General features: G+C 70.6%; 18 protein-coding genes. 16 read left to right on the top strand and 2 right to left on the bottom strand.

Going from position 1 to position 18,475, the window contains the following annotated elements:
• Positions 1–2: 2 nt before the first annotated feature.
• The 6 genes from mimD to ACFQU3_RS07415 all read left to right on the top strand — a co-directional run bounded on the left by mimD (position 3) and on the right by ACFQU3_RS07415 (position 5,201).
• Positions 3–338, top strand: a complete 336-nt coding sequence (mimD, locus tag ACFQU3_RS07390; protein ID WP_385908290.1) for a propane 2-monooxygenase effector subunit MimD — start codon at positions 3–5, stop codon at positions 336–338.
• 160 nt (positions 339–498) lie between these two features.
• Positions 499–1,545 (top strand): amidohydrolase family protein, encoded by a 1,047-nt coding sequence (locus tag ACFQU3_RS07395; protein WP_385908221.1) that lies wholly within the window; start codon positions 499–501, stop codon positions 1,543–1,545.
• Complete coding sequence (locus ACFQU3_RS07400) at positions 1,542–2,330, top strand: iron-sulfur cluster assembly protein (protein WP_385908223.1); 789 nt, start codon at positions 1,542–1,544, stop codon at positions 2,328–2,330. Before ACFQU3_RS07395 ends, ACFQU3_RS07400 begins: the two co-directional genes overlap by 4 nt.
• A complete protein-coding gene (locus tag ACFQU3_RS07405; protein ID WP_385908225.1) occupies positions 2,327–3,352 on the top strand; it encodes an NAD(P)-dependent alcohol dehydrogenase in 1,026 nt (341 codons plus the stop codon). Before ACFQU3_RS07400 ends, ACFQU3_RS07405 begins: the two co-directional genes overlap by 4 nt.
• Positions 3,353–3,421: 69 nt before the next feature.
• Positions 3,422–5,071 (top strand): chaperonin GroEL, encoded by a 1,650-nt coding sequence (gene groL, locus ACFQU3_RS07410; protein WP_385908227.1) that lies wholly within the window; start codon positions 3,422–3,424, stop codon positions 5,069–5,071.
• A 1-nt stretch (position 5,072) separates the two neighbouring features.
• Positions 5,073–5,201, top strand: coding sequence for a hypothetical protein (locus ACFQU3_RS07415; RefSeq protein ID WP_385908229.1), 129 nt, complete (start codon positions 5,073–5,075; stop codon positions 5,199–5,201).
• A 112-nt stretch (positions 5,202–5,313) separates the two neighbouring features.
• Here ACFQU3_RS07415 and ACFQU3_RS07420 read toward each other — a convergent pair whose 3' ends face one another.
• Complete coding sequence (locus tag ACFQU3_RS07420; RefSeq protein WP_385908230.1) at positions 5,314–5,784, bottom strand: MarR family winged helix-turn-helix transcriptional regulator; 471 nt, start codon at positions 5,782–5,784, stop codon at positions 5,314–5,316.
• A 59-nt stretch (positions 5,785–5,843) separates the two neighbouring features.
• On the opposite strand from ACFQU3_RS07420, the gene ACFQU3_RS07425 reads away from it, so the two are divergent.
• Positions 5,844–6,272, top strand: a complete 429-nt coding sequence (locus ACFQU3_RS07425) for an organic hydroperoxide resistance protein (protein ID WP_385908232.1) — start codon at positions 5,844–5,846, stop codon at positions 6,270–6,272.
• Between the two features lie 67 nt (positions 6,273–6,339).
• Entirely contained in the window at positions 6,340–7,341 is a 1,002-nt protein-coding gene (locus tag ACFQU3_RS07430; protein WP_385908234.1) for an NADP-dependent oxidoreductase, read from the top strand.
• A 65-nt stretch (positions 7,342–7,406) separates the two neighbouring features.
• Here ACFQU3_RS07430 and ACFQU3_RS07435 read toward each other — a convergent pair whose 3' ends face one another.
• The gene (locus ACFQU3_RS07435) at positions 7,407–9,473 is read right to left on the bottom strand and encodes an elongation factor G-like protein EF-G2 (RefSeq protein ID WP_385908236.1); all 2,067 of its coding nucleotides are present in this window, start codon (positions 9,471–9,473) and stop codon (positions 7,407–7,409) included.
• A 152-nt stretch (positions 9,474–9,625) separates the two neighbouring features.
• Between ACFQU3_RS07435 and ACFQU3_RS07440 the strand changes: the two genes are divergently transcribed.
• From ACFQU3_RS07440 to pheT, 8 genes are all read left to right on the top strand, one after another.
• Positions 9,626–10,912: an MFS transporter gene (locus ACFQU3_RS07440; RefSeq protein WP_385908238.1), complete on the top strand. Its 1,287-nt coding sequence runs from the start codon at positions 9,626–9,628 to the stop codon at positions 10,910–10,912.
• Positions 10,913–11,247: 335 nt separating this feature from the next.
• Positions 11,248–11,817, top strand: coding sequence for a translation initiation factor IF-3 (gene infC / locus ACFQU3_RS07445; protein ID WP_385908240.1), 570 nt, complete (start codon positions 11,248–11,250; stop codon positions 11,815–11,817).
• Positions 11,818–11,911: 94 nt separating this feature from the next.
• Complete coding sequence (gene rpmI / locus ACFQU3_RS07450) at positions 11,912–12,106, top strand: 50S ribosomal protein L35 (RefSeq protein WP_020144695.1); 195 nt, start codon at positions 11,912–11,914, stop codon at positions 12,104–12,106.
• Between the two features lie 96 nt (positions 12,107–12,202).
• The gene (rplT, locus tag ACFQU3_RS07455) at positions 12,203–12,592 is read left to right on the top strand and encodes a 50S ribosomal protein L20 (protein ID WP_385908243.1); all 390 of its coding nucleotides are present in this window, start codon (positions 12,203–12,205) and stop codon (positions 12,590–12,592) included.
• Positions 12,593–12,645: 53 nt separating this feature from the next.
• Positions 12,646–13,449, top strand: a complete 804-nt coding sequence (locus tag ACFQU3_RS07460) for a TrmH family RNA methyltransferase (protein ID WP_385908245.1) — start codon at positions 12,646–12,648, stop codon at positions 13,447–13,449.
• A 38-nt stretch (positions 13,450–13,487) separates the two neighbouring features.
• Positions 13,488–14,615, top strand: a complete 1,128-nt coding sequence (locus ACFQU3_RS07465) for an ATP-binding protein (protein ID WP_385908247.1) — start codon at positions 13,488–13,490, stop codon at positions 14,613–14,615.
• Positions 14,616–14,788: 173 nt separating this feature from the next.
• On the top strand, positions 14,789–15,898 hold the full coding sequence (gene pheS, locus ACFQU3_RS07470) for a phenylalanine--tRNA ligase subunit alpha (RefSeq protein WP_385908292.1): 1,110 nt from the start codon (positions 14,789–14,791) through the stop codon (positions 15,896–15,898).
• Position 15,899: 1 nt separating this feature from the next.
• Positions 15,900–18,458: a phenylalanine--tRNA ligase subunit beta gene (pheT, locus tag ACFQU3_RS07475; protein WP_385908249.1), complete on the top strand. Its 2,559-nt coding sequence runs from the start codon at positions 15,900–15,902 to the stop codon at positions 18,456–18,458.
• The last annotated feature ends 17 nt before the right edge of the window (positions 18,459–18,475 follow it).

Below are 18,475 nucleotides of genomic sequence, written 5' to 3' on the forward strand. Positions count from 1 at the left end.
GCATGCAGTTCGGTTCGGAGGCGTCGTTCTCCAACATGTGCGGGGTCACCCTGATGAACACCCCCGTCGGTCGCGTCGTGGCCGAGGTCATGGGACGCAAGGAGGGCGTCGAGCTCACCGAGTACCCCTCGATGATCCGCGTCGACGGCACCCAGCTGCTCAGCTTCGACTACGAGGAGCTGTCCGAGGCCCTCGGCACCGAGTTCGACGGCTCCGTCTTCGAGGAGATCAGCTCCACCCACTACGGGCGGATGGTCCACCTCGACGACAAGACGATGCTCTTCGCGAGCCCCGAGGACGCCGCCGAGTACATCGGCTTCGACCTCAGCGTCCACTGACGTCAGTCACCGAGGACGACTGACGCGCAACGGAGCTCGTATGCCGCTGGGTCGGCCCCGAACCCGGCCTGTCCACGCAGCCGGCCCAGCGGCATCCCGGCGCAGACCGCCGGCTCCATCCCCGACGCGTCTCATCCCTGCACAACGAAGTGAGGAAGCCATGTACGAGAAGAACGGCGAGAAGTACTACGTCGTCGACGCGCACGTCGCCCTGTGGGACGGCCGCGAGTCGAACCTGAAGAACATCCACGGCAAGCAGTTCATCGACTGCTTCTACGACTACCACCGGAACCTCAGCCCCGAGGAGGTCGTGTGGGACTACGACACCTACACCTACTACGGCGGCGACCGACTCATGAAGGACCTCTTCGAGGACGGCTACGTCGACCACGCCATCTTCCAACCGGCGTTCCTCGGCGACTTCTACGCCAACGGCTTCGGGCAGACCGAGGAGGCCTGGGCACTCACCCAGGCGAACCCGGACAGGCTGACGTACAACCACAACTTCGACCCGCGCAACGAGCAGGCGGGCCTGGACCAGCTGAGGCGCGATGCCGAGCGGTTCGGTCTCAAGGGCGTCAAGCTCTACACCGCGGAGTGGCACGGGGACTCCCGCGGCTACAAGCTGACCGACCGGTGGTCGTACAGGTACCTCGAGGCCGCCCAGGAGCTCGGCATCACGAACATCCACGTCCACAAGGGCCCGACGATCATCCCGCTCGACCGTGACGCGTTCGACGTCGCGGACATTGACGCGGTGGCGACGGACTTCCAGGGCCTCAACTTCGTCGTCGAGCACTGCGGCCTGCCGCGACTGGAGGACTTCTGCTGGATCGCCACGCAGGAGACGAACGTCCACGCGGGTCTCGCCGTCGCCATCCCGTTCATCCACACGAGGCCGCGGTACTTCGCGCAGATCATCGGCGAGCTCATGTACTGGATCGGGGAGGACAAGATCCAGTTCTCGAGCGACTACGCCCTGTGGACGCCCAAGTGGCTCATCGAGAAGTTCGTCGACTTCGAGATCCCCGAGGACATGACGGAGTACGCGCCGCTCACCACGACGGCGAAGAAGAAGATCCTCGGGCTCAACGCCGCCAAGATGTACGGGTTGGACGTGCCCGCGGCACTGCGGCTGCCCGAGGCCGAGACGCCCGAGCCCGGCCTCGAGGTCGCGGCCGGTGCCAGGGAGAGCGTGCTGTCATGAGCGCCGTCGCCACTCCGACCGCCTCGCCGACGGCCCGAGGCCGGACCTCGGCACGGCACGGGGCATCCCTGGCGAACGACGTGATCGCGGCGCTGTCCACCGTGATGGACCCCGAGCTGGACGAGCCGGTCACCGAGCTCGGCTTCGTGCGCTCGGTGGCCCTGCACCCGTCCGGGCTCACGGTGCACCTGCGGCTGCCGACGTCGTTCTGCTCGCCGAACTTCGCCTACCTCATGGTCTCCGACGCGCAGGACGCGCTGCGGCGGGTCCGGGGCATCGGCGAGGTCACGGTGCTGCTCGACGACCACCACGACTCCGACAAGATCAACGCCGGGATCGCGGCCGACGCGGGGTACCTGGGCACCTTCGGGGCCGAGGCGGAGGAGAGCCTCGACGCCCTGCGGCTGACCTTCCTGCGCAAGGCCCACACGGCAGCGATGGAGCGGTGCGTCATGGCGGCCCTGACGTCCGGGTCGGTCCTGCAGGAGGACCTCGGGCGCCTGACGCTCCGCGACCTGCCGGCCGGCCGGACCAAGGAGGCGCTCCTGCGGCGGCGGACCGACATCGGTCTGGGCGTCGCCCCGTCGGAGCCCGTCGTCGTCGACGAGCGCGGGGTCGGCGTGCCCGACGAGGAGCTGCCTCTGCGGCTGCGCCTGGCCCGGTCGGTGCGCATCTCGATCGAGGGCAACGCCCACTTCTGCCGGGGACTGCTCGCGACGCGCTACGCCGACGGCGACGCGACCGGCATCACCACGCACATCACGGACACGAGGAGCACGTCATGAGGGCCGTCCAGGTCATCGGCTACCACACCAAGCTGCAGCTGACGGAGGTGCCGGAACCCCAGGTCGAGGGACCTCTCGACGTCATCGTCAGGATCGGCGGCGCCGGGGTGTGCCGCACCGACCTCCACATCCTCGAGGGGCAGTGGGAGGAGAAGACGGGCGTCGCCCTGCCCTACACGATCGGCCACGAGAACGCCGGCTGGGTGCACGCCGTCGGCGACGCCGTCAGCAACGTCACGGTCGGCGACAAGGTCATCCTCCACCCGCTCATCACGTGCGGCCTCTGTCGCGCCTGCCGTTCCGGTGACGACGTGCACTGCGAGGACAGCCGGTTCCCGGGCATCGACACGAACGGCGGCTATGCCGAGTACCTGCGGACCACCGCGCGGAGCGTCGTCAGGATCGACGACGCCCTCGAGCCCTCGGACGTCGCGGCGCTCGCGGACGCCGGCCTCACGGCATACCACGCTGCCGCCAAGGCAGCCCGTGCCACGCGTCCCGGCGACGTCTGCGTCGTCATCGGCGCCGGTGGCCTCGGCCACATCGGCATCCAGGTGCTGAAGGCGATCTCGGGCGCCACCGTGGTCGTGGTCGACCGCAACCCCGAGGCCGTGGCGCTCGCCACCTCGATCGGTGCCGACCACGGCATCGTCGCCGACGGCACCCACGTCGAGAAGGTGCTCGAGCTGACGGGTGGCAAGGGCGCCGAGGCCGTCGTCGACTTCGTCGGTGAGGGCGGCGCGACGAGGGAGGGCACCGCGATGCTGCGGCGGGCCGGGAGCTACTACGTCGTCGGCTACGGCGAGAACATCGACGTCCCCACGATCGACGTCATCTCGACCGAGATCAGCTTCATCGGCAACCTCGTCGGGTCGTACAACGACCTGCAGGAGCTCATGGTCCTCGCCGCCCAGGGCAAGGTCACGCTCCACACCACGAAGTACCCCCTGGACGAGTTCCAGCAGGCGATCGACGACCTCGACGCCGGACGCGTGCGCGGACGCGCGATTCTCATCCCCTGACGGCGACCGGGACCGGCGGCTGTCAGCGGCCGGTGCCGGGTCTCCGTCCGAATCACGAAGGACAAGACCATGGCCAAGGAACTGCGTTTCAACAAGGACGCCCGACGACTTCTCGAGTCCGGGGTCAACGCCCTGGCGGATGCCGTCAAGGTGACGCTCGGCCCGAAGGGACGCAACGCCGTCCTCGAGAAGCTGACCGGACCGCCGACCATCACCAACGACGGAGTCACGATCGCGCGTGAGATCCAGCTGCGGGACCCGTTCGCCAACATGGGCGCCCAGCTCGTCAAGGAGGTCGCGATGAAGACCAACGGCGTCGTGGGCGACGGCACCACGACGGCTACCGTGCTGGCCCAGGCGATGGTCCGTGAGGGCCTGCGCGCCGTGGATGCCGGCGCCAACCCCATGCGTGTCCGGCGCGGCATCGAGCGGACCGTGCCCGTCGTCGTCGAGACGCTGACCGGTTGGGCCGCCGAGGTAGGCGGGCCCAACGACCTCAGGCGGATCGCGGCTCTGGCCGCGAGCGACGACGACGTGATCGGCGACGTCGTCGCCGAGGCCGTGGGCTCGGTGGGACGGCGAGGTGTCGTGACGACCGAGGAGTCCGACGAGCTCGGTCTCTCGGTGGAGGTCGTCGACGGCATCGAGTTCGACCACGGCTACATCTCCGGCTACATGGTCACCGACCGCGAGCGCATGGAGACCGTCTACGAGAACCCGCTCATCCTGCTGACCAACAAGAAGATCTCGCAGGTGCAGGACATCATGCCGACGATCGAGGTGGCCAAGCGTGCCGACCGGCCGCTCGTCGTGTTGGCCGAGGACGTCGACGGACCGGCTCTGCAGCTGCTGGTCGGCGGGAACATGCACCACACGATGCGCTCGTGCGTCGTGCGGGCGCCCGGGTTCGGGCACCGCCGCGTCGCGGAGCTCGAGGACCTGGCCATCGCGCTCGGCGGGCAGGTCGTCGCCAAGGACACCGGCCTCGAGCTGGGCGAGGTGACGCGCACCCACCTCGGATCGTGCGACCGCATCACCATCACCGAGGGGTCGACGACGATCGTCGGCGGTCACGGCGACCCGACGCTCGTCGAGTTACGGATCCGTCAGCTGGAGACACAGTTCGACCGGGCCCGGATCGAGGCCGACCAGGACAGCCTCCAGCTGCGGACGGCGCGCCTCTCGGGCCGTGTCGCGGTCATCAGGGTCGGGGGTGCGACGAGCGTGGAGCTCAAGGAGCGCATGCTCCGGGTGGACGACTCCCTGGCGGCGACCCGGGCGGCCCTCGAGGAGGGCATCATCGCGGGCGGGGGAGCGGCGTTGTGCCAGGCGCAGGATGCCGTCTCCCGGGTCGAGCTGACCGGTGACGACGCGATCGGGCGGGAAGTGGTCCGCCGGGCCCTGTCCGAGCCGTTGCGGTGGATCGCGATCAACGCCGGCTACGAGGGCGACGAGGTGGTGGCCACGGTGTCGAGCCTGCTCACCGGTGAGGGTTTCAACGCCGTCGACGGTACGTACGGCGACATGTTCGACTTCGGCATCATGGACCCGCTCAAGGTCACCCGGGCAGCCCTCGAGAGCGCTGCTTCGATCGCGGCTCTGCTGATCACGACCGAGACGGCGATCGTCGAGGAGATCGACTTCCACCCGGGCGCGATCATGGCACCCGGTTTCGGTGACCTCGCCGAGGGCATGGTCCGCCCGAGCAACATCTACTGAGATGGTCGAGGTGCTCCAGGTCGTCGCGGTGCTCGTTCCGGTGGTCGTGCCGCGACTGCTCTGGGCGCGGGCCCAGCAGCGCCGGCTGAGCGCGCTCGTCCTGCTGGGTCAGGTTCACGAACCGCGTTGAGGCCCAACGGGAGCCGCCCCCACCGCGATGGTGGGGGCGGCTTCGTCGTGCCACGTGGAAGTGGCCCTGGACACTACGCAACCAGCCCGGCGGGACGTGGACGAGGGTCATCTCACGTGGAGACGTCAGCGTTCTGAAGCGCTGAGGTCACCGCCTGCAGGGTCCGCTGGAGGTCGATGAGCTGGCTGCGTGACAGGCCGCTGCGCACGGCGATCTGGCGCGGCACGTCGCCGAGGTCGGCCAGTCGGTCGCGGCCGGCGGACGTGACCGAGACGAGGACACGCCGCTCGTCCTCGGGGTCGCGCGTCCGCCCGACGAGGCCGGCGGCCTCCATCCGCTTGAGCAGCGGCGAGAGCGTGCCCGAGTCGAGGTGCATCAGCTCGCCGAGGTGCCCGACGGTCAGCGGTCCGTGCTCCCCGACGGACATCAGGGCGATGTACTGCGGGTAGGAGAGCCCGTGCTCCGACAGGAGGTCGCGGTAGACGGCGTCGAAGGCGCGGACGGTCGTGTGCATCGCGTAGCAGATCTGCTGCTCGAGGCTCAGGGCGCTCGCGCCGCGGGAGGTCGGATTGGACGGGCTCATGACACCACTGTACTATCAAATTGCGCACAATCTAATTGTTCACAATATGAGGAGCCCCGATGACCACCATCACCCAGACCGCCCAGTACGTCGCCTCCGCGACCGCCTCCGGCCGCGAGGGTCGCGCCGTCACGTCGGACGGCCGCCTCGACGTCACGCTCGCCGCACCGCGCGAGCTCGGTGGCAGTGGTGAGGGCACCAACCCCGAGCAGCTCTTCGCCGCCGGGTATGCCGCGTGCTTCGCGAGCGCTCTCGGCCTCGTCGCGCGCAGGCGCCGGGTCGAGGACTTCGACGTCGCCGTGACCGCGGACGTCAGCCTCTCGGGCTCGTCGAGCAGCGGTTTCGGTCTCGGCGTCGTGCTCCACGTCGAGCTGCCGGAGGGCATCGACCCGCAGCTCGGTCGCGAGCTGGTCGAGACCGCTCACCAGGTGTGCCCGTACTCCAACGCGACGCGCGACAACATCCCCGTCGAGATCGTCGTCGACTGAACGCCATCACGAGACCCGCTGCCAGATCGCCAAAATGCCGAGAACGTCTGTCCCAGAAGGAGAGCCAATGACCCACCCCCGTGAGGTGCAGCTCAGGAGCCGCCCAGTCGGCTGGCCCACGCACGACGACTTCGAGCTCGTGGAGGCCGCGCCCGTGACCTTGGCCGACGGGCAGGTCCGCGTCCGCAACGAGGTCATGTCGGTCGACCCCTACATGCGTGGCCGGATGAGCGACGCCAAGTCGTACGCCGAGCCGTATGCGCTGGGCGAGGGCATGCACGGCGGCGCGGTGGGCGTCGTGACCGAGTCCCGCGCCCAAGGGGTGGCCGTCGGCGACCACGTGCTGCACGGCCTGGGCTGGCGCGAGGAGTCGGTCGTCGAGGCCGGTGCAGTGCGCGTCGTCGACACGTCCGTCGCCCCGGCATCCGCCTACCTCGGCGTGCTCGGCATGACCGGCCTCACGGCATACGCCGGGCTCACCCGCATCGCGGGCCTCAAGGAGGGCGACGTCGTCTTCGTGTCCGGCGCGGCCGGAGCGGTCGGCAGTGTCGTGGGCCAGGTCGCGAAGGCGCTCGGTGCGAGCCGTGTCATCGGCAGCGCCGGCTCGCAGGAGAAGGTCGACCACCTGCTGGACGACCTTGGCTTCGACGCCGCCTTCAACTACAAGGACGGTCGGGTGTCCGACCTGCTGCGGCAGGCGGCCCCCGACGGCATCGACGTCTACTTCGACAACGTCGGTGGCGAGCACCTCGAGGCGGCGATCGGCTCGCTGCGGCTCGGCGGGCGCATCGCGGTCTGCGGCGCCATCTCCGTCTACAACGCCACCGAGCCGGCTCCGGGGCCGCGCAACCTGGCGCGCCTCATCCAGACGCGCGGCACCATCAGCGGCTTCCTCGTCGGCGACCACTGGGACCTCGGCGGCGAGTACGCCCAGCGGGCAGCCGGCTGGATCGCCGAGGGCACCCTCACCTCGCGCGAGACGTTCGCCGACGGCATCGACCACGCCGTCGACGCGTTCCTCGGGGTCCTGCGCGGCGAGAACGTGGGGAAGATGGTCGTCCGGCTCTGACCGGTGCCGGGCAGACGCGGACGGCCACGGTGCACGAGCACCGTGGCCGTCCCCGTCGTTCCCCGTCAGGCCTTGAGCAGGTCGCGCGCCTTGTCGGCCGGCAGCAGGTCGTGGCGCAACGGCTCGCGCACGAACGAGCCCGTGCCGTGCGAGACCGAGCGCAGGTCGATGGAGTAGCGGGAGAGCTCGGACTGCGGCACCTCGGCGTGCACCACCGTCCAGCCGCCCTCGGGTCCCATGTCGTCGGCCGGTTCGGTGCCGAGCACCTGGCCGCGGCGTCCGCGCAGGTCCGACATGACCGCTCCGAGGTACTCGTCCGCGATCGTGATGTCGACGCGGTCGATCGGCTCCAGCAGTGCCATGGTCGACTCGTTCGCGGCCTCCTTGAGGGCGAGTGCGGCCGCCGTCTGGAACGCGACGTCGGACGAGTCGACCGAGTGTGCCTTGCCGTCGGTGAGGGTCACTCGCACGTCGACGACGGGGTGGCCGGTCAGCAGCCCCTTCTCGAGCTGGAGCCGCGCGCCCTTCTCGACGGACGGGATGAACTGGCGCGGCACCGAACCGCCGACGACCTTGTCGACGAACTCGAAGCCGGAGCCCCGGGGCAGCGGCTCGATCTCGATCGAGCACACGGCGTACTGGCCGTGGCCGCCCGACTGCTTGACGTGCCGGCCCTGCACGGAGCACTTGCGCACGAACGTCTCCCGCAGGGCAGTGCGGTACGGCTCTGCCGTCACGGAGACGCCGTAACGCTCGGCCAGCCGGCCGATGAGGTCGTCGACGTGGGCCTGTCCCATCGTCCAGAGCACGACCTGGTCGGTCTCGGCCGAGTGTTCCATCCGCATCGTCACGTCCTCGGCGACGAGCCGCTGCAGCGCGCCGGCGAGCTTGTCCTCGTCGGACTTCGTCGCGGCCCGGATCGCGACGGGCAGCTGGGGTTCGGGCAGCAGCCACGGAGCGACGACCGCCGGCCGTTCGCTCGACGACAGGGTGTCCGAGGTCTCGGCTCGTGTGAGCTTCGAGACGAGCACGACGTCGCCGGCGATGGCGGTACCGCGCGGACGGTGGGACTCGACGAACGGTGACGCGAGGGGGCCGACGCGCTCGTCGTCGTCGTGAGCCGGGTGGCCGGCGACCTCGTGGCCGACGAAGTCGCCGAGGTGACCCGACACGTGCACGGTCTCGTCCACGCGCAGTGTGCCGGAGAAGACACGCACGAGCGACAGCCGGCCGACGTACGGGTCGGTGGTCGTGCGCACGACCTCGGCGACGAGCGGCTGCGACGGGTCGCACGCGACGTCGTTGATGGTCCCGCCCACAGGGCTCGTCACGGCCGGCAGCGGGTGCACGGTCGGGTCGGGGAAGGCCCTCTCGATCATGCCGAGCAGCTCTTCGACGCCGGCACCCGTCGGCGGCGACACGGGGACGATGGGGAAGAACGTCCCGAGGGCGATCGCGGCCCTCAGGTCGGTGAGCAACGACTCAGTGTCGACGGTCTCGCCCTCGAGGTACCGGTCGAGCAGGGTCGCGTCCTCCGACTCCTCGATGACCGACTCGATGAGAGCGGTCCGCGCGTCCTCGTGCTCCTGCGACGTGTCTCCCGTCAGCAGGCCCACGACCCCGGTGACCGAGCCGTTCTCGATGACCGGCCAGTGGGTGGCGCGCGCGTCGCCGAAAGTGCGTCGGCACGTCTCCACCGTGGCCGCGAAGTCGGCCCGCGGCTGGTCCAGGTGCGTCACGACGACGGCCCGTGGCATGCCGACCGCTGCGCACTCGCGCCAGAGGAGCGACACCGGCCGGTCGATGTCGTCGGCGCCCGACACGACGAAGACCGCCGCATCGGCGGCCCGCAGCCCGGCGCGCAGGTCACCGACGAAGTCGGGATAGCCGGGGGTGTCGAGCAGGTTGAGGGTCACGGCACCGGACTCGATCGACGCGGCGGTCAGCGTCGTGGTCCGGACGTGGTCCCCGCTGCTCGGCCGCTGACCGGGCACGCGCGCTGCGAGGAGTGCCTCGAAGAGTGCGGTCTTGCCGGCCCCGCCGGGGCCGACCAGCACGACGTTGCGGATGTCCTGCGGCGAGGCGGGATTGGGGGCCGCAGGAAGGTCTGATCTGCCGGGCATCTTTGCCATGACCCCACCTTTGTCCTCCCACGCCGTCGATCACAAGAGGACGAGCCGTATGCCGTGCGCTGCCTCCCGCGCCCCGCGCCGTCGGTGGCCTGGGTGCTCGGCCTCCGGGAAACCGGGTGCCCGCTGTGGGTGCGGGATGACAGGCTGGGCCAATGGATGTGAGGCAGTACCAGCGCGTGCTGGCGGTTCGTGACACACGCAACGCCCTCGCGCTCGGCTTCCTCATCCGCGTGCCGATGTTCGCCGGCACGGTCCTGCTCACCCTGCACGTCGTCTCGGCGCTCGACCGCAGCTACGGCGAGGCGGGGCTCGTCACCGCAGCCGCCACCGTGGCCATCGCGATCTCGGGTCCCTGGCGCGGGCGGATGCTCGACCGGCTCGGGCTGCGCCGCACGGTCGCACCGTCACTGGTCATCCAGGCCGTCTGCTGGTCGATCGCGCCGTGGGTCGACTACGCGCCGCTCATGGCGCTCGCCGCCCTCGCCGGGCTCTTCGTCGTGCCGACCTTCTCCATCCTGCGCCAGGTCATCATCAGGTCCGTCCCCGAGCAGCAGCGCCGCACCGCGCTGTCGCTCGACTCCGCCGGGACCGAGCTGTCCTTCATGGCCGGGCCGGCCCTCGGCGTCTGGCTGGCCACCTCGTGGGACACCGGCCTGGCGCTGTTCACCGTCGAGATGGCCGGCGTGCTGGCCGGGTGCGTGCTGTGGTTCGCCGACCCGGCCATCAAGGGTGCGCCCGACGCCGTGGCCGAGCTCGCGGCCGACGCGGCACCGCAGAGCGCCGGCCTCGACCCGGCACCCGTTCCCGGTGCGTGGCGCGGGTTCATCACGCTGCCGGTCGCAGCCGTCTACCTGGCCGCAGCCTGTTCCACGCTCGTGCTGAGCGGCACCGACGTGGCCATCGTGGCCGCGCTGCGCTCCTTCGGCGCGACCGAGTCGATCGGCTGGATCCTCGCCCTCTGGGGCGCCGGCTCCCTGGTCGGCGGGCTCGTCTACGGCGCCTGGCACCGTTCGTTCTCGGTCTTCTGGCTGCTCGGTGGCCTCGCAGCCACGACCGCGCCGGTGGCCCTCGCGCTCGGCGTACCGAGCTTCGCCGTGCTGATCACGGTGTCCGGTGTCCTGTGCGCACCGACCATCACCGCCACCGTGGAGCAGCTCAGCCGGGTCGTGCCCGAGCGGTTCCGCGGGGAGATGATGGGCTGGCACGGCTCCGCCATGACCGCCGGCTCGGCGGTCGGTGCCCCGGTCGCCGGGTTCGCGATAGACCATGGCGGCTGGCAGCTGGGCTTCCTCGTCGTCTCGGTCCTGGGCGTGCTCGTCGCGATGGGCGGCACCCTCGCCGGTGCCCGGCGCCGCGGCCGTGCCCCGGCCGAGGCCGACCCGACGGCGCCCCCCGCCGATTCGGACCACGCGGTGCCGGCTGCTAGCATGGAGCACTGACCAGTCCTTCTCACGTCACCGCTCCAGCAGCGACACGAGATGGACGTGCAAGAGAAGCTCGCTTCCACCCGCGTCGACCACCAGGTTGCCGGGTCCAAGGTCGCACGGCTCGATGTCTCCTCCGGGAGGCCTGCTGACTGTGCCGTCTGCCGCTGAGGTCACCTCACGGCATTCGCAAACCTGGGCTCCTCGTGCACTCACGGGGAGCCCTTTCTCATGATGGTCGCCAGCACCATCACGAGAGCATGACCCGCAGGTCACCCATTCATCGAACTTAGGAGCACCACATCAGCGAGCCTCGCATCAACGAGCGCATCCGGGTCCCGGAAGTGCGCTTGGTTGGCCCTAACGGCGAGCAGGTCGGCATCGTCCGCGTCGAGGACGCGCTTCGTCTGGCAGAGGAGGCGAATCTCGACCTCGTCGAGGTGGCGCCCATGGCCAAGCCGCCGGTCGCCAAGCTCATGGACTTCGGCAAGTTCAAGTACGAAGCCGCCATGAAGGCACGGGAAGCGCGCAAGAACCAGGTCAACACGGTCATCAAGGAGATCAAGCTCCGTCCGAAGATCGACCCGCACGACTACGGCACCAAGAAGGGCCACGTCGAGCGGTTCCTCAAGGCCGGCGACAAGGTCAAGGTGACGATCATGTTCCGCGGTCGCGAGCAGTCGCGTCCCGAGCTCGGGCGCCGTCTGCTCGAGCGCCTGGCCGAAGACATCGCCGAGCTCGGCTTCGTCGAGTCGGCGCCGAAGCAGGACGGCCGAAACATGATCATGGTGATCGGCCCGACGAAGAAGAAGGCTGAGGCCAAGGCCGAGCAGCGCCGCGTGCGCGAGCAGCGCCCGGCCACCGGCGACGAGCCGGCAGCCCAGCCGCAGACCGACGGGGCCACCGCCGGCGCCGAGTGACCGGCACCCGGTGACCCAGCCGGAGGCGAGAGCCCCCGGCTCGACAGACCACGTACGTCCACTGACGCACGCAACACGAAGGAGATCGGCCCCCATGCCGAAGATGAAGACGCACAGCGGTGCGAAGAAGCGTTTCCGCCTCACGGGCACCGGCAAGGTCATGCGTGAGCAGGCCGGTGGTCGCCACCTGCTCGAGCACAAGTCGAGCAAGAAGATGCGTTCCATCGCGAACGACGTCGAGCTCGCCAAGCCGGACGCCAAGAAGGCCAAGAAGCTCCTCGGCAAGTGAGCCGGGACCCCCACCAATCAGCATCTCGCTGAGCAGCCGGGTCTCCGGTAAGCCAGCAGCACGTAGCACTGCGTCAAGCAGAGAAGGAGTATTCACGTGGCACGCGTGAAGCGGGCGGTCAACGCCCAGAAGAAGCGTCGCGTCGTTCTCGAGCGCGCCAGCGGTTACCGCGGGCAGCGGTCGCGTCTGTACCGCAAGGCCAAGGAGCAGGTGACCCACTCGCTGGGTTATGCCTACCGTGACCGCCGGGCCAAGAAGGGCGACTTCCGTCGCCTCTGGATCCAGCGCATCAACGCCGCAGCCCGCGCCAACGGCATGACCTACAACCGGTTCATGCAGGGCCTCAAGCTGGCTGGTGTCGAGGTCGACCGCAAGATCCTCGCGGACCTCGCCGTCAACGACGCCCCGGCCTTCACGGCCCTCGTCGAGCTCTCCCGCGCCAACGTGCCCGCCCAGGCGGACGCGAAGGCCGGCGACGCGGCCTGAGCGAGCGTCGCTCCGCTGACGGCCGCAACGCACCCCGAGCGCCGGGACGCCCCGTGCTGACCAACACCCGATCCGATCGGGTCAAGGCAGTACGGGCGCTGTCCCGGCGCTCGGTGCGTTCGCGCACCGGTGAGTTCCTCGCCGAGGGCCCGCAGGCGGTCCGCGAGGCCGTGGCCTTCCGGCCCGACCTCGTGCGGGACGTCTACGTCACGCCGGACGCGGAGGCCAGGCACGCCTCCATCGTCGAGGCAGCCCGTGCGGCCGACCTCTGGGTGCACGAGGTGAGCCCGGACGTGCTGGCCGCGATGTGCGACACGGAGTCCCCGCAGGGGATCGCGGCGGTCTGCCGGATGCTCGACGTCCCGCTCGAGCAGGCCCTCGCGGACCTGCCGCGGGACGCTCTCGTGTGCGTCCTGACGAACGTGCGCGACCCAGGCAACGCCGGCACCGTCATCCGTGGTGCCGACGCCGCCGGTGCCGATGCCGTCATCGTCAGCGACGCGAGTGTCGACGTCTACAACAGCAAGGTCGTCCGATCGACGGTCGGCTCACTCTGGCACCTGCCGCTCTCGGTGGGCTCCACGGTCGCCGAGATCCTCGACGCGCTCCGTGGCCGGAGCGTCACGCTCCTCGCCGCCGACGGCGCGGGGACGACCCTGCTGCACGACGCCGACCTCAGTGGCGCCCATGCGTGGGTGATGGGCAACGAGGCCTGGGGCCTGCCCCAGGAGGTCCGCGACGCGTGCGACGACGTCGTTCGGGTCCCGATCCACGGCCACGCCGAGTCGCTCAACCTCGCGATGGCGGCGACGATCTGTCTCTACGCGTCGGCCGAGGCGCGCCGCACAGGTCGCTGACCGTCCCGTCGCGGCGTGGCCGTGGCTATCCTCGGGCCATGACCTCCGTCGACGGGACCGGTGATCACCTGCCCGCCTCGGCGGCCGCCCTGGCGCCCGTCTCGATGATGGGCGAGCTGCTGCCCGACGGCCTCGTCGTCGTCGGCGGCGACCGCCTGATCCGTTTCGTCAATGCCGAGGCGCTGCGCATCCTCGAGTGCGACAGGTCGGACCTCGTCGACCACCCGCTGAACGAGGGGCTCCCACTCACCGACAAGTACGGCCGTGACTGGTGGACACACACCGACCCGTGGAACGGGCTGGCGACCCGGTGGGGCCACCGCGAGAAGCTCCTCGTCGCCCCGAAGGGCCAGGACGTTCTCGTCACAGCCCGCTACGTGCGCGCCGCGCCCGGAGGCACGGTCGAGCGGGTCATGCTCGGGCTGCGTGACGCCGAGGCGCGTCAGCGAGCCGAACGCGACCAGGCCACCGTGCTGTCGACCGTCGCGCACGAGCTGCGCGCCCCGCTGACGTCGGTCACCGGCTTCACGAGCAGCCTGCTGCGTCGGTGGGACCGCTTCAACGACGAGCAGAAGCGGCTCATGATCGAGACGATCGAGGCCGACGCCACCCGCCTCACCCGGCTCATCACCGAGCTGCTCGACATCTCGCGCCTCGACTCCGACAGCCTCAACCTCCGGCTCGGGCCCGTCGACCTGCACGCCCTGCTCAAGACGCACGTCGTGCGCTACGAGCTCGGCCGTTCCACCGGCGCCGTGCAGCTCCGGCTGGGAGAGCGCGCGACCGGCCGTGGCCTGCCGGAGATGTGGGCTGACACCGACCGCCTCGAGCAGATCTTCTTCAACCTCATCGAGAACGGCCTGCTCCACGGAGACGGCAGGGTCACCGTCACGCTCGACCGGGGTGGGCAGATGGGGGGCTCGCCGGAGTCGGTGCTCGTCGAGGTCGACGACGAGGGGGACGGCATACCCCCCGCCGACCGTGAGAAGGTCTTCGGCCGGTTCTGGCACGGCCCCTCCAACGCGAGCACGGGCCTGGGGCTCTACGTCGTGCGGGGCCTCGTCGAGGCGCACGGCGGCACGGTCGGCGTCACCGACAACGAGGCCGGCGGGGCCCGGTTCGTCGTGCAGCTCCCGGCGGGCCTGCCCGACGTCGTCGCCAGCTGACTGCCGTGGGCGCCGCGTAAACGGGCTCGACGCCGCCCCTAGACTGGTCTGCACGCACCCGCCCCCCGTGGGCGGGTCGTCGCGCGGGACCCACCCGGATCCGAGGAGCACCCCGCACGTCCAGCACTGACCCAGCCCCCGTGAACCCGAGCGAGAGCAGCGAACGCACGCCGATGTCCGGACCCAACACGAACTACGACCCGGTCGAGGTCTCCGCGCTCGACCCGGCCAACGTCGACGCCGCCGTGCAGGAGGCGCTCACCGCCATCGCGGGCGCAGGCTCGCTCGACGACCTCAAGGCCGTCCGCATCGCCCACCAGGGCGAGAAGAGCCCGCTGGCCCTCGCCAACCGTGAGATCGGGGCACTGCCGCCGAGCGCCAAGGCCGAGGCCGGCAAGCGCGTCGGCCAGGCCCGTGGGCGGGTCGGCCAGGCCATCGCGGCCCGACAGGCCGAGCTCGAGGCCGAACGTGACGAGCGGATCCTCGTCGAGGAGCGCGTCGACGTGACACTGCCCGCGGTCCGTCGGCCGGCTGGGGCGCGCCACCCGATCGAGCTGGTCTCGCAGCGGCTCGCCGACGCGTTCGTCGGGATGGGCTGGGAGGTCGCGGAGGGTCCCGAGCTCGAGAGCGAGTGGCTCAACTTCGACGCCCTCAACCTGGGCCCCGACCACCCGGCGCGCCAGATGCAGGACACCTTCTTCCTCGACCCGGTCGACTCGGGTCTCGTGCTGCGCACGCAGACCTCGCCCGTGCAGATCCGCACCATGCTCGACAAGGAGCCGCCGATCTACGTCGTGGCGCCGGGCAAGGTCTTCCGCACCGACGACCTCGACGCGACCCACACGCCGGTCTTCCACCAGATCGAGTGCCTCGCCATCGACAAGGGGCTGACGATGGCCCACCTGCGCGGCGCGCTCGACGCGTTCGTGCGGATCATGTTCGGTGAGGAGACCCGCACGCGCGTGCGGGCCTCGTACTTCCCGTTCACCGAGCCGTCGATGGAGACCGACTTCGTCTGCTTCGCGTGCCACGGCACCGGCCATGACGAGAGCGCGGCGCAGTGCCGCAGCTGCGGCGGCTCCGGCTGGATCGAGCTCGGTGGCTCAGGAATGGTCAACCGCAAGGTGCTCCGTGCCTGTGGGATCGACCCCGACGTCTACTCCGGCTTCGCCTTCGGGCTGGGCATCGAAAGGGCGCTCATGCTGCGTCACGGCGTGCAGGGCATGCACGAGATGGTCGAGGGCGACGTGCGCTTCTCGCAGCAGTTCGGGATGGAGGTCTGACATGCGTATGCCGCTGCGCTGGCTCGCCGAGTACACCGACCTCGCCCCGGGCACGTCGGGCGCCGACGTCGCCGCCGCCCTCGTCTCGGTCGGCATCGAGGAGGAGGACCTCCACGGTGGCGACATCTCGGGCCCGCTCGTCGTCGGCCGGGTCCTCGAGTTCGAGGAGCAGGTCCAGAAGAACGGCAAGCCGATCCGGTACTGCCTCGTCGACGTGGGCGAGAACGGCCAGATGCTCACCGAGGGCAAGCACCAGGAGATCGTCTGCGGCGCCCAGAACTTCGAGGTCGGCGACCTCGTCGTCGTCGTGCTGCCCGGCGCCACGCTGCCCGGCGGTTTCCAGATCAGCGCCCGCAAGACGTACGGCCGCGTCTCCAACGGGATGATCTGCGCCGAGGACGAGATCGGCATCGGCCACGACCACGACGGCATCATCGTCCTCACGCGCCTGCTGGGTGAGGAGGCGTGCGCCGACCTCAAGCCCGGCGACGACGTGATCGCGCTGCTCGGGCTGGGCGAGGAGACCATCGAGGCCAACGTCACCCCCGACCGCGGCTACTGCTTCTCGGTGCGTGGCCTGGCCCGCGAGTACTGGCACTCCCAGGGCAGCCCGGAGGGCGGGTTCCGCGACCCAGCCCTCGTCGAGGCACCGGCCGCCAACGACCGGGGCTACACCGTCCGCGTCGAGGACGGCTCGCCCATCGACGGCGTCGCCGGCTGCGACCGCTACGTGGCCCGCATCATCCGCGGCATCGACCCGACCCGGCCGAGCCCGGGCTGGATGCAGCAACGCCTGACCCAGATGGGCATGCGGCCGATCTCGCTCGCCGTCGACGTGACGAACTACGTCATGCTCGCCGTCGGCCAGCCGCTCCACGCCTTCGACGTCGACAAGCTGTCCGGCTCGATCGTCGTGCGCCGTGCCCGCGCGGGCGAGACGCTGACGACCCTGGACGACGTCGAGCGGAGGCTCTCGCCCGAGGACCTGCTCATCACCGACGGCGGCGAGCACCTGCTCGCGATCGCCGGTGTCATGGGCGGTGCGTCCTCCGAGGTCGACGCGTCGACGACGTCCGTGCTCGTGGAGGCCGCGCACTTCGACTCGACGTCGATCGCGCGCACGTCGCGCCGGCACAAGCTCGTCACCGAGGCGTCCAAGCGGTTCGAGCGCGGCGTCGACCCGAAGCTCGCAGCGGCGGCGGCCCAGCTCGCTGTCGACCTGCTCGTCGAGCACGGTGGAGGCACCGTCGACGACGGCGTCACCGACGACGACCGCACGACGGACCGCACGGCATACCTCCTCGACGTGACGGAGCCGAGCCGCATCGTCGGACTTGACTACAGCCGCGAGCGCGTCGTGACGATCCTGCGCGACCTGGGCTGCATCGTCGACGAGTCCGGCGAGGGCGCGGACGAGACGCACGTGCTCGTCACGCCGCCGTCCTGGCGACCCGACCTCGTCGACGGCCCCGACTACGCCGAGGAGGTCGCCCGGATCGACGGGTACAACAACATCCCCTCGGTCACCCCGACGCCCGTCGAGGGCCAGGGCCTGACGCACGGCCAGAAGACCCGCCGGGTCGTGGCCGACGCGCTCGCCGGTGCGGGCTTCACCGAGGTGCTGACCTATCCCTTCGTCGCCGAGTCGCTCGCCGACGAGCTGATGCTGCCGGCCGACGACGACCGGCGTCACGCCGTGCGTGTGGCCAACCCGCTGAGCGAGGAACGGCCCCTGCTGCGCACGTCGATCATCGCGAGCCTGGTCGACGCCCTGCGCCGCAACGTGTCCCGTGGGCACAAGGACGTCGCTCTCTTCGAGCTCGGACTCGTCTTCCGCCCGGGCGGTCCGCTCGGCAGGGCGCCGATCCCGAGCGTGCTCCAGCGCCCCGACGCCGACACGCTCGAGCAGCTGTATGCCGCCGTCCCCGACCAGCCGCGCCGCGCCGGCCTGCTCGCGACCGGACTCATCGAGCGCGCAGGGTGGTGGGGCCCGGGCCGGGCTGCCGACTGGAGCGACGCCGTCGCCGCGGTCCGGACCGTCGCCACCGCGCTCGCCGTCGACCTCGTCGTCGCGAACGACCCCGGTCACGCCCCGTGGCACCCGGGGCGCTGCGCGCGTCTCTCGCTGCCGGACGGCACGCTCGTCGGCCACGCGGGCGAGCTGCACCCCAAGGTCCTCGCCGCGCTCGACCTGCCGCCACGCACGGTCGCAACGGAGTTCGACGTCGACGTGCTCGTCGCCGCGAGCGCCGAGCCTGTCCAGGCGCGGCCGTTCTCGACGTTCCCGCCGGCGCTGACCGACATCGCGCTGCTCGTGAGCTCCGACGTGGCGGCCGCCGACGTCGAGGCGGCGCTGCGCTCGGGGGCGGGGGAGGCGCTCGAGGCGGTCGTCCTCTTCGACGTCTACGAGGGTGAGCGTGTCGAGGCCGGGCACCGGTCCCTCGCCTACCGCCTCACCTTCCGAGCCGCCGACCGCACGCTGACGACCGACGAGGTCAACGGCTTCCGCGACGCGGCCGTGGCGGCCGCCGCCGCCGCGACGGGGGCCGTTCAGCGCTGACCCCGAACAGCCGCGAT

It is taken from the genome of Terrabacter sp. GCM10028922 (genome assembly GCF_042666095.1).
In the GTDB taxonomy this organism is placed as follows: Bacteria; Actinomycetota; Actinomycetes; order Actinomycetales; family Dermatophilaceae; genus Terrabacter.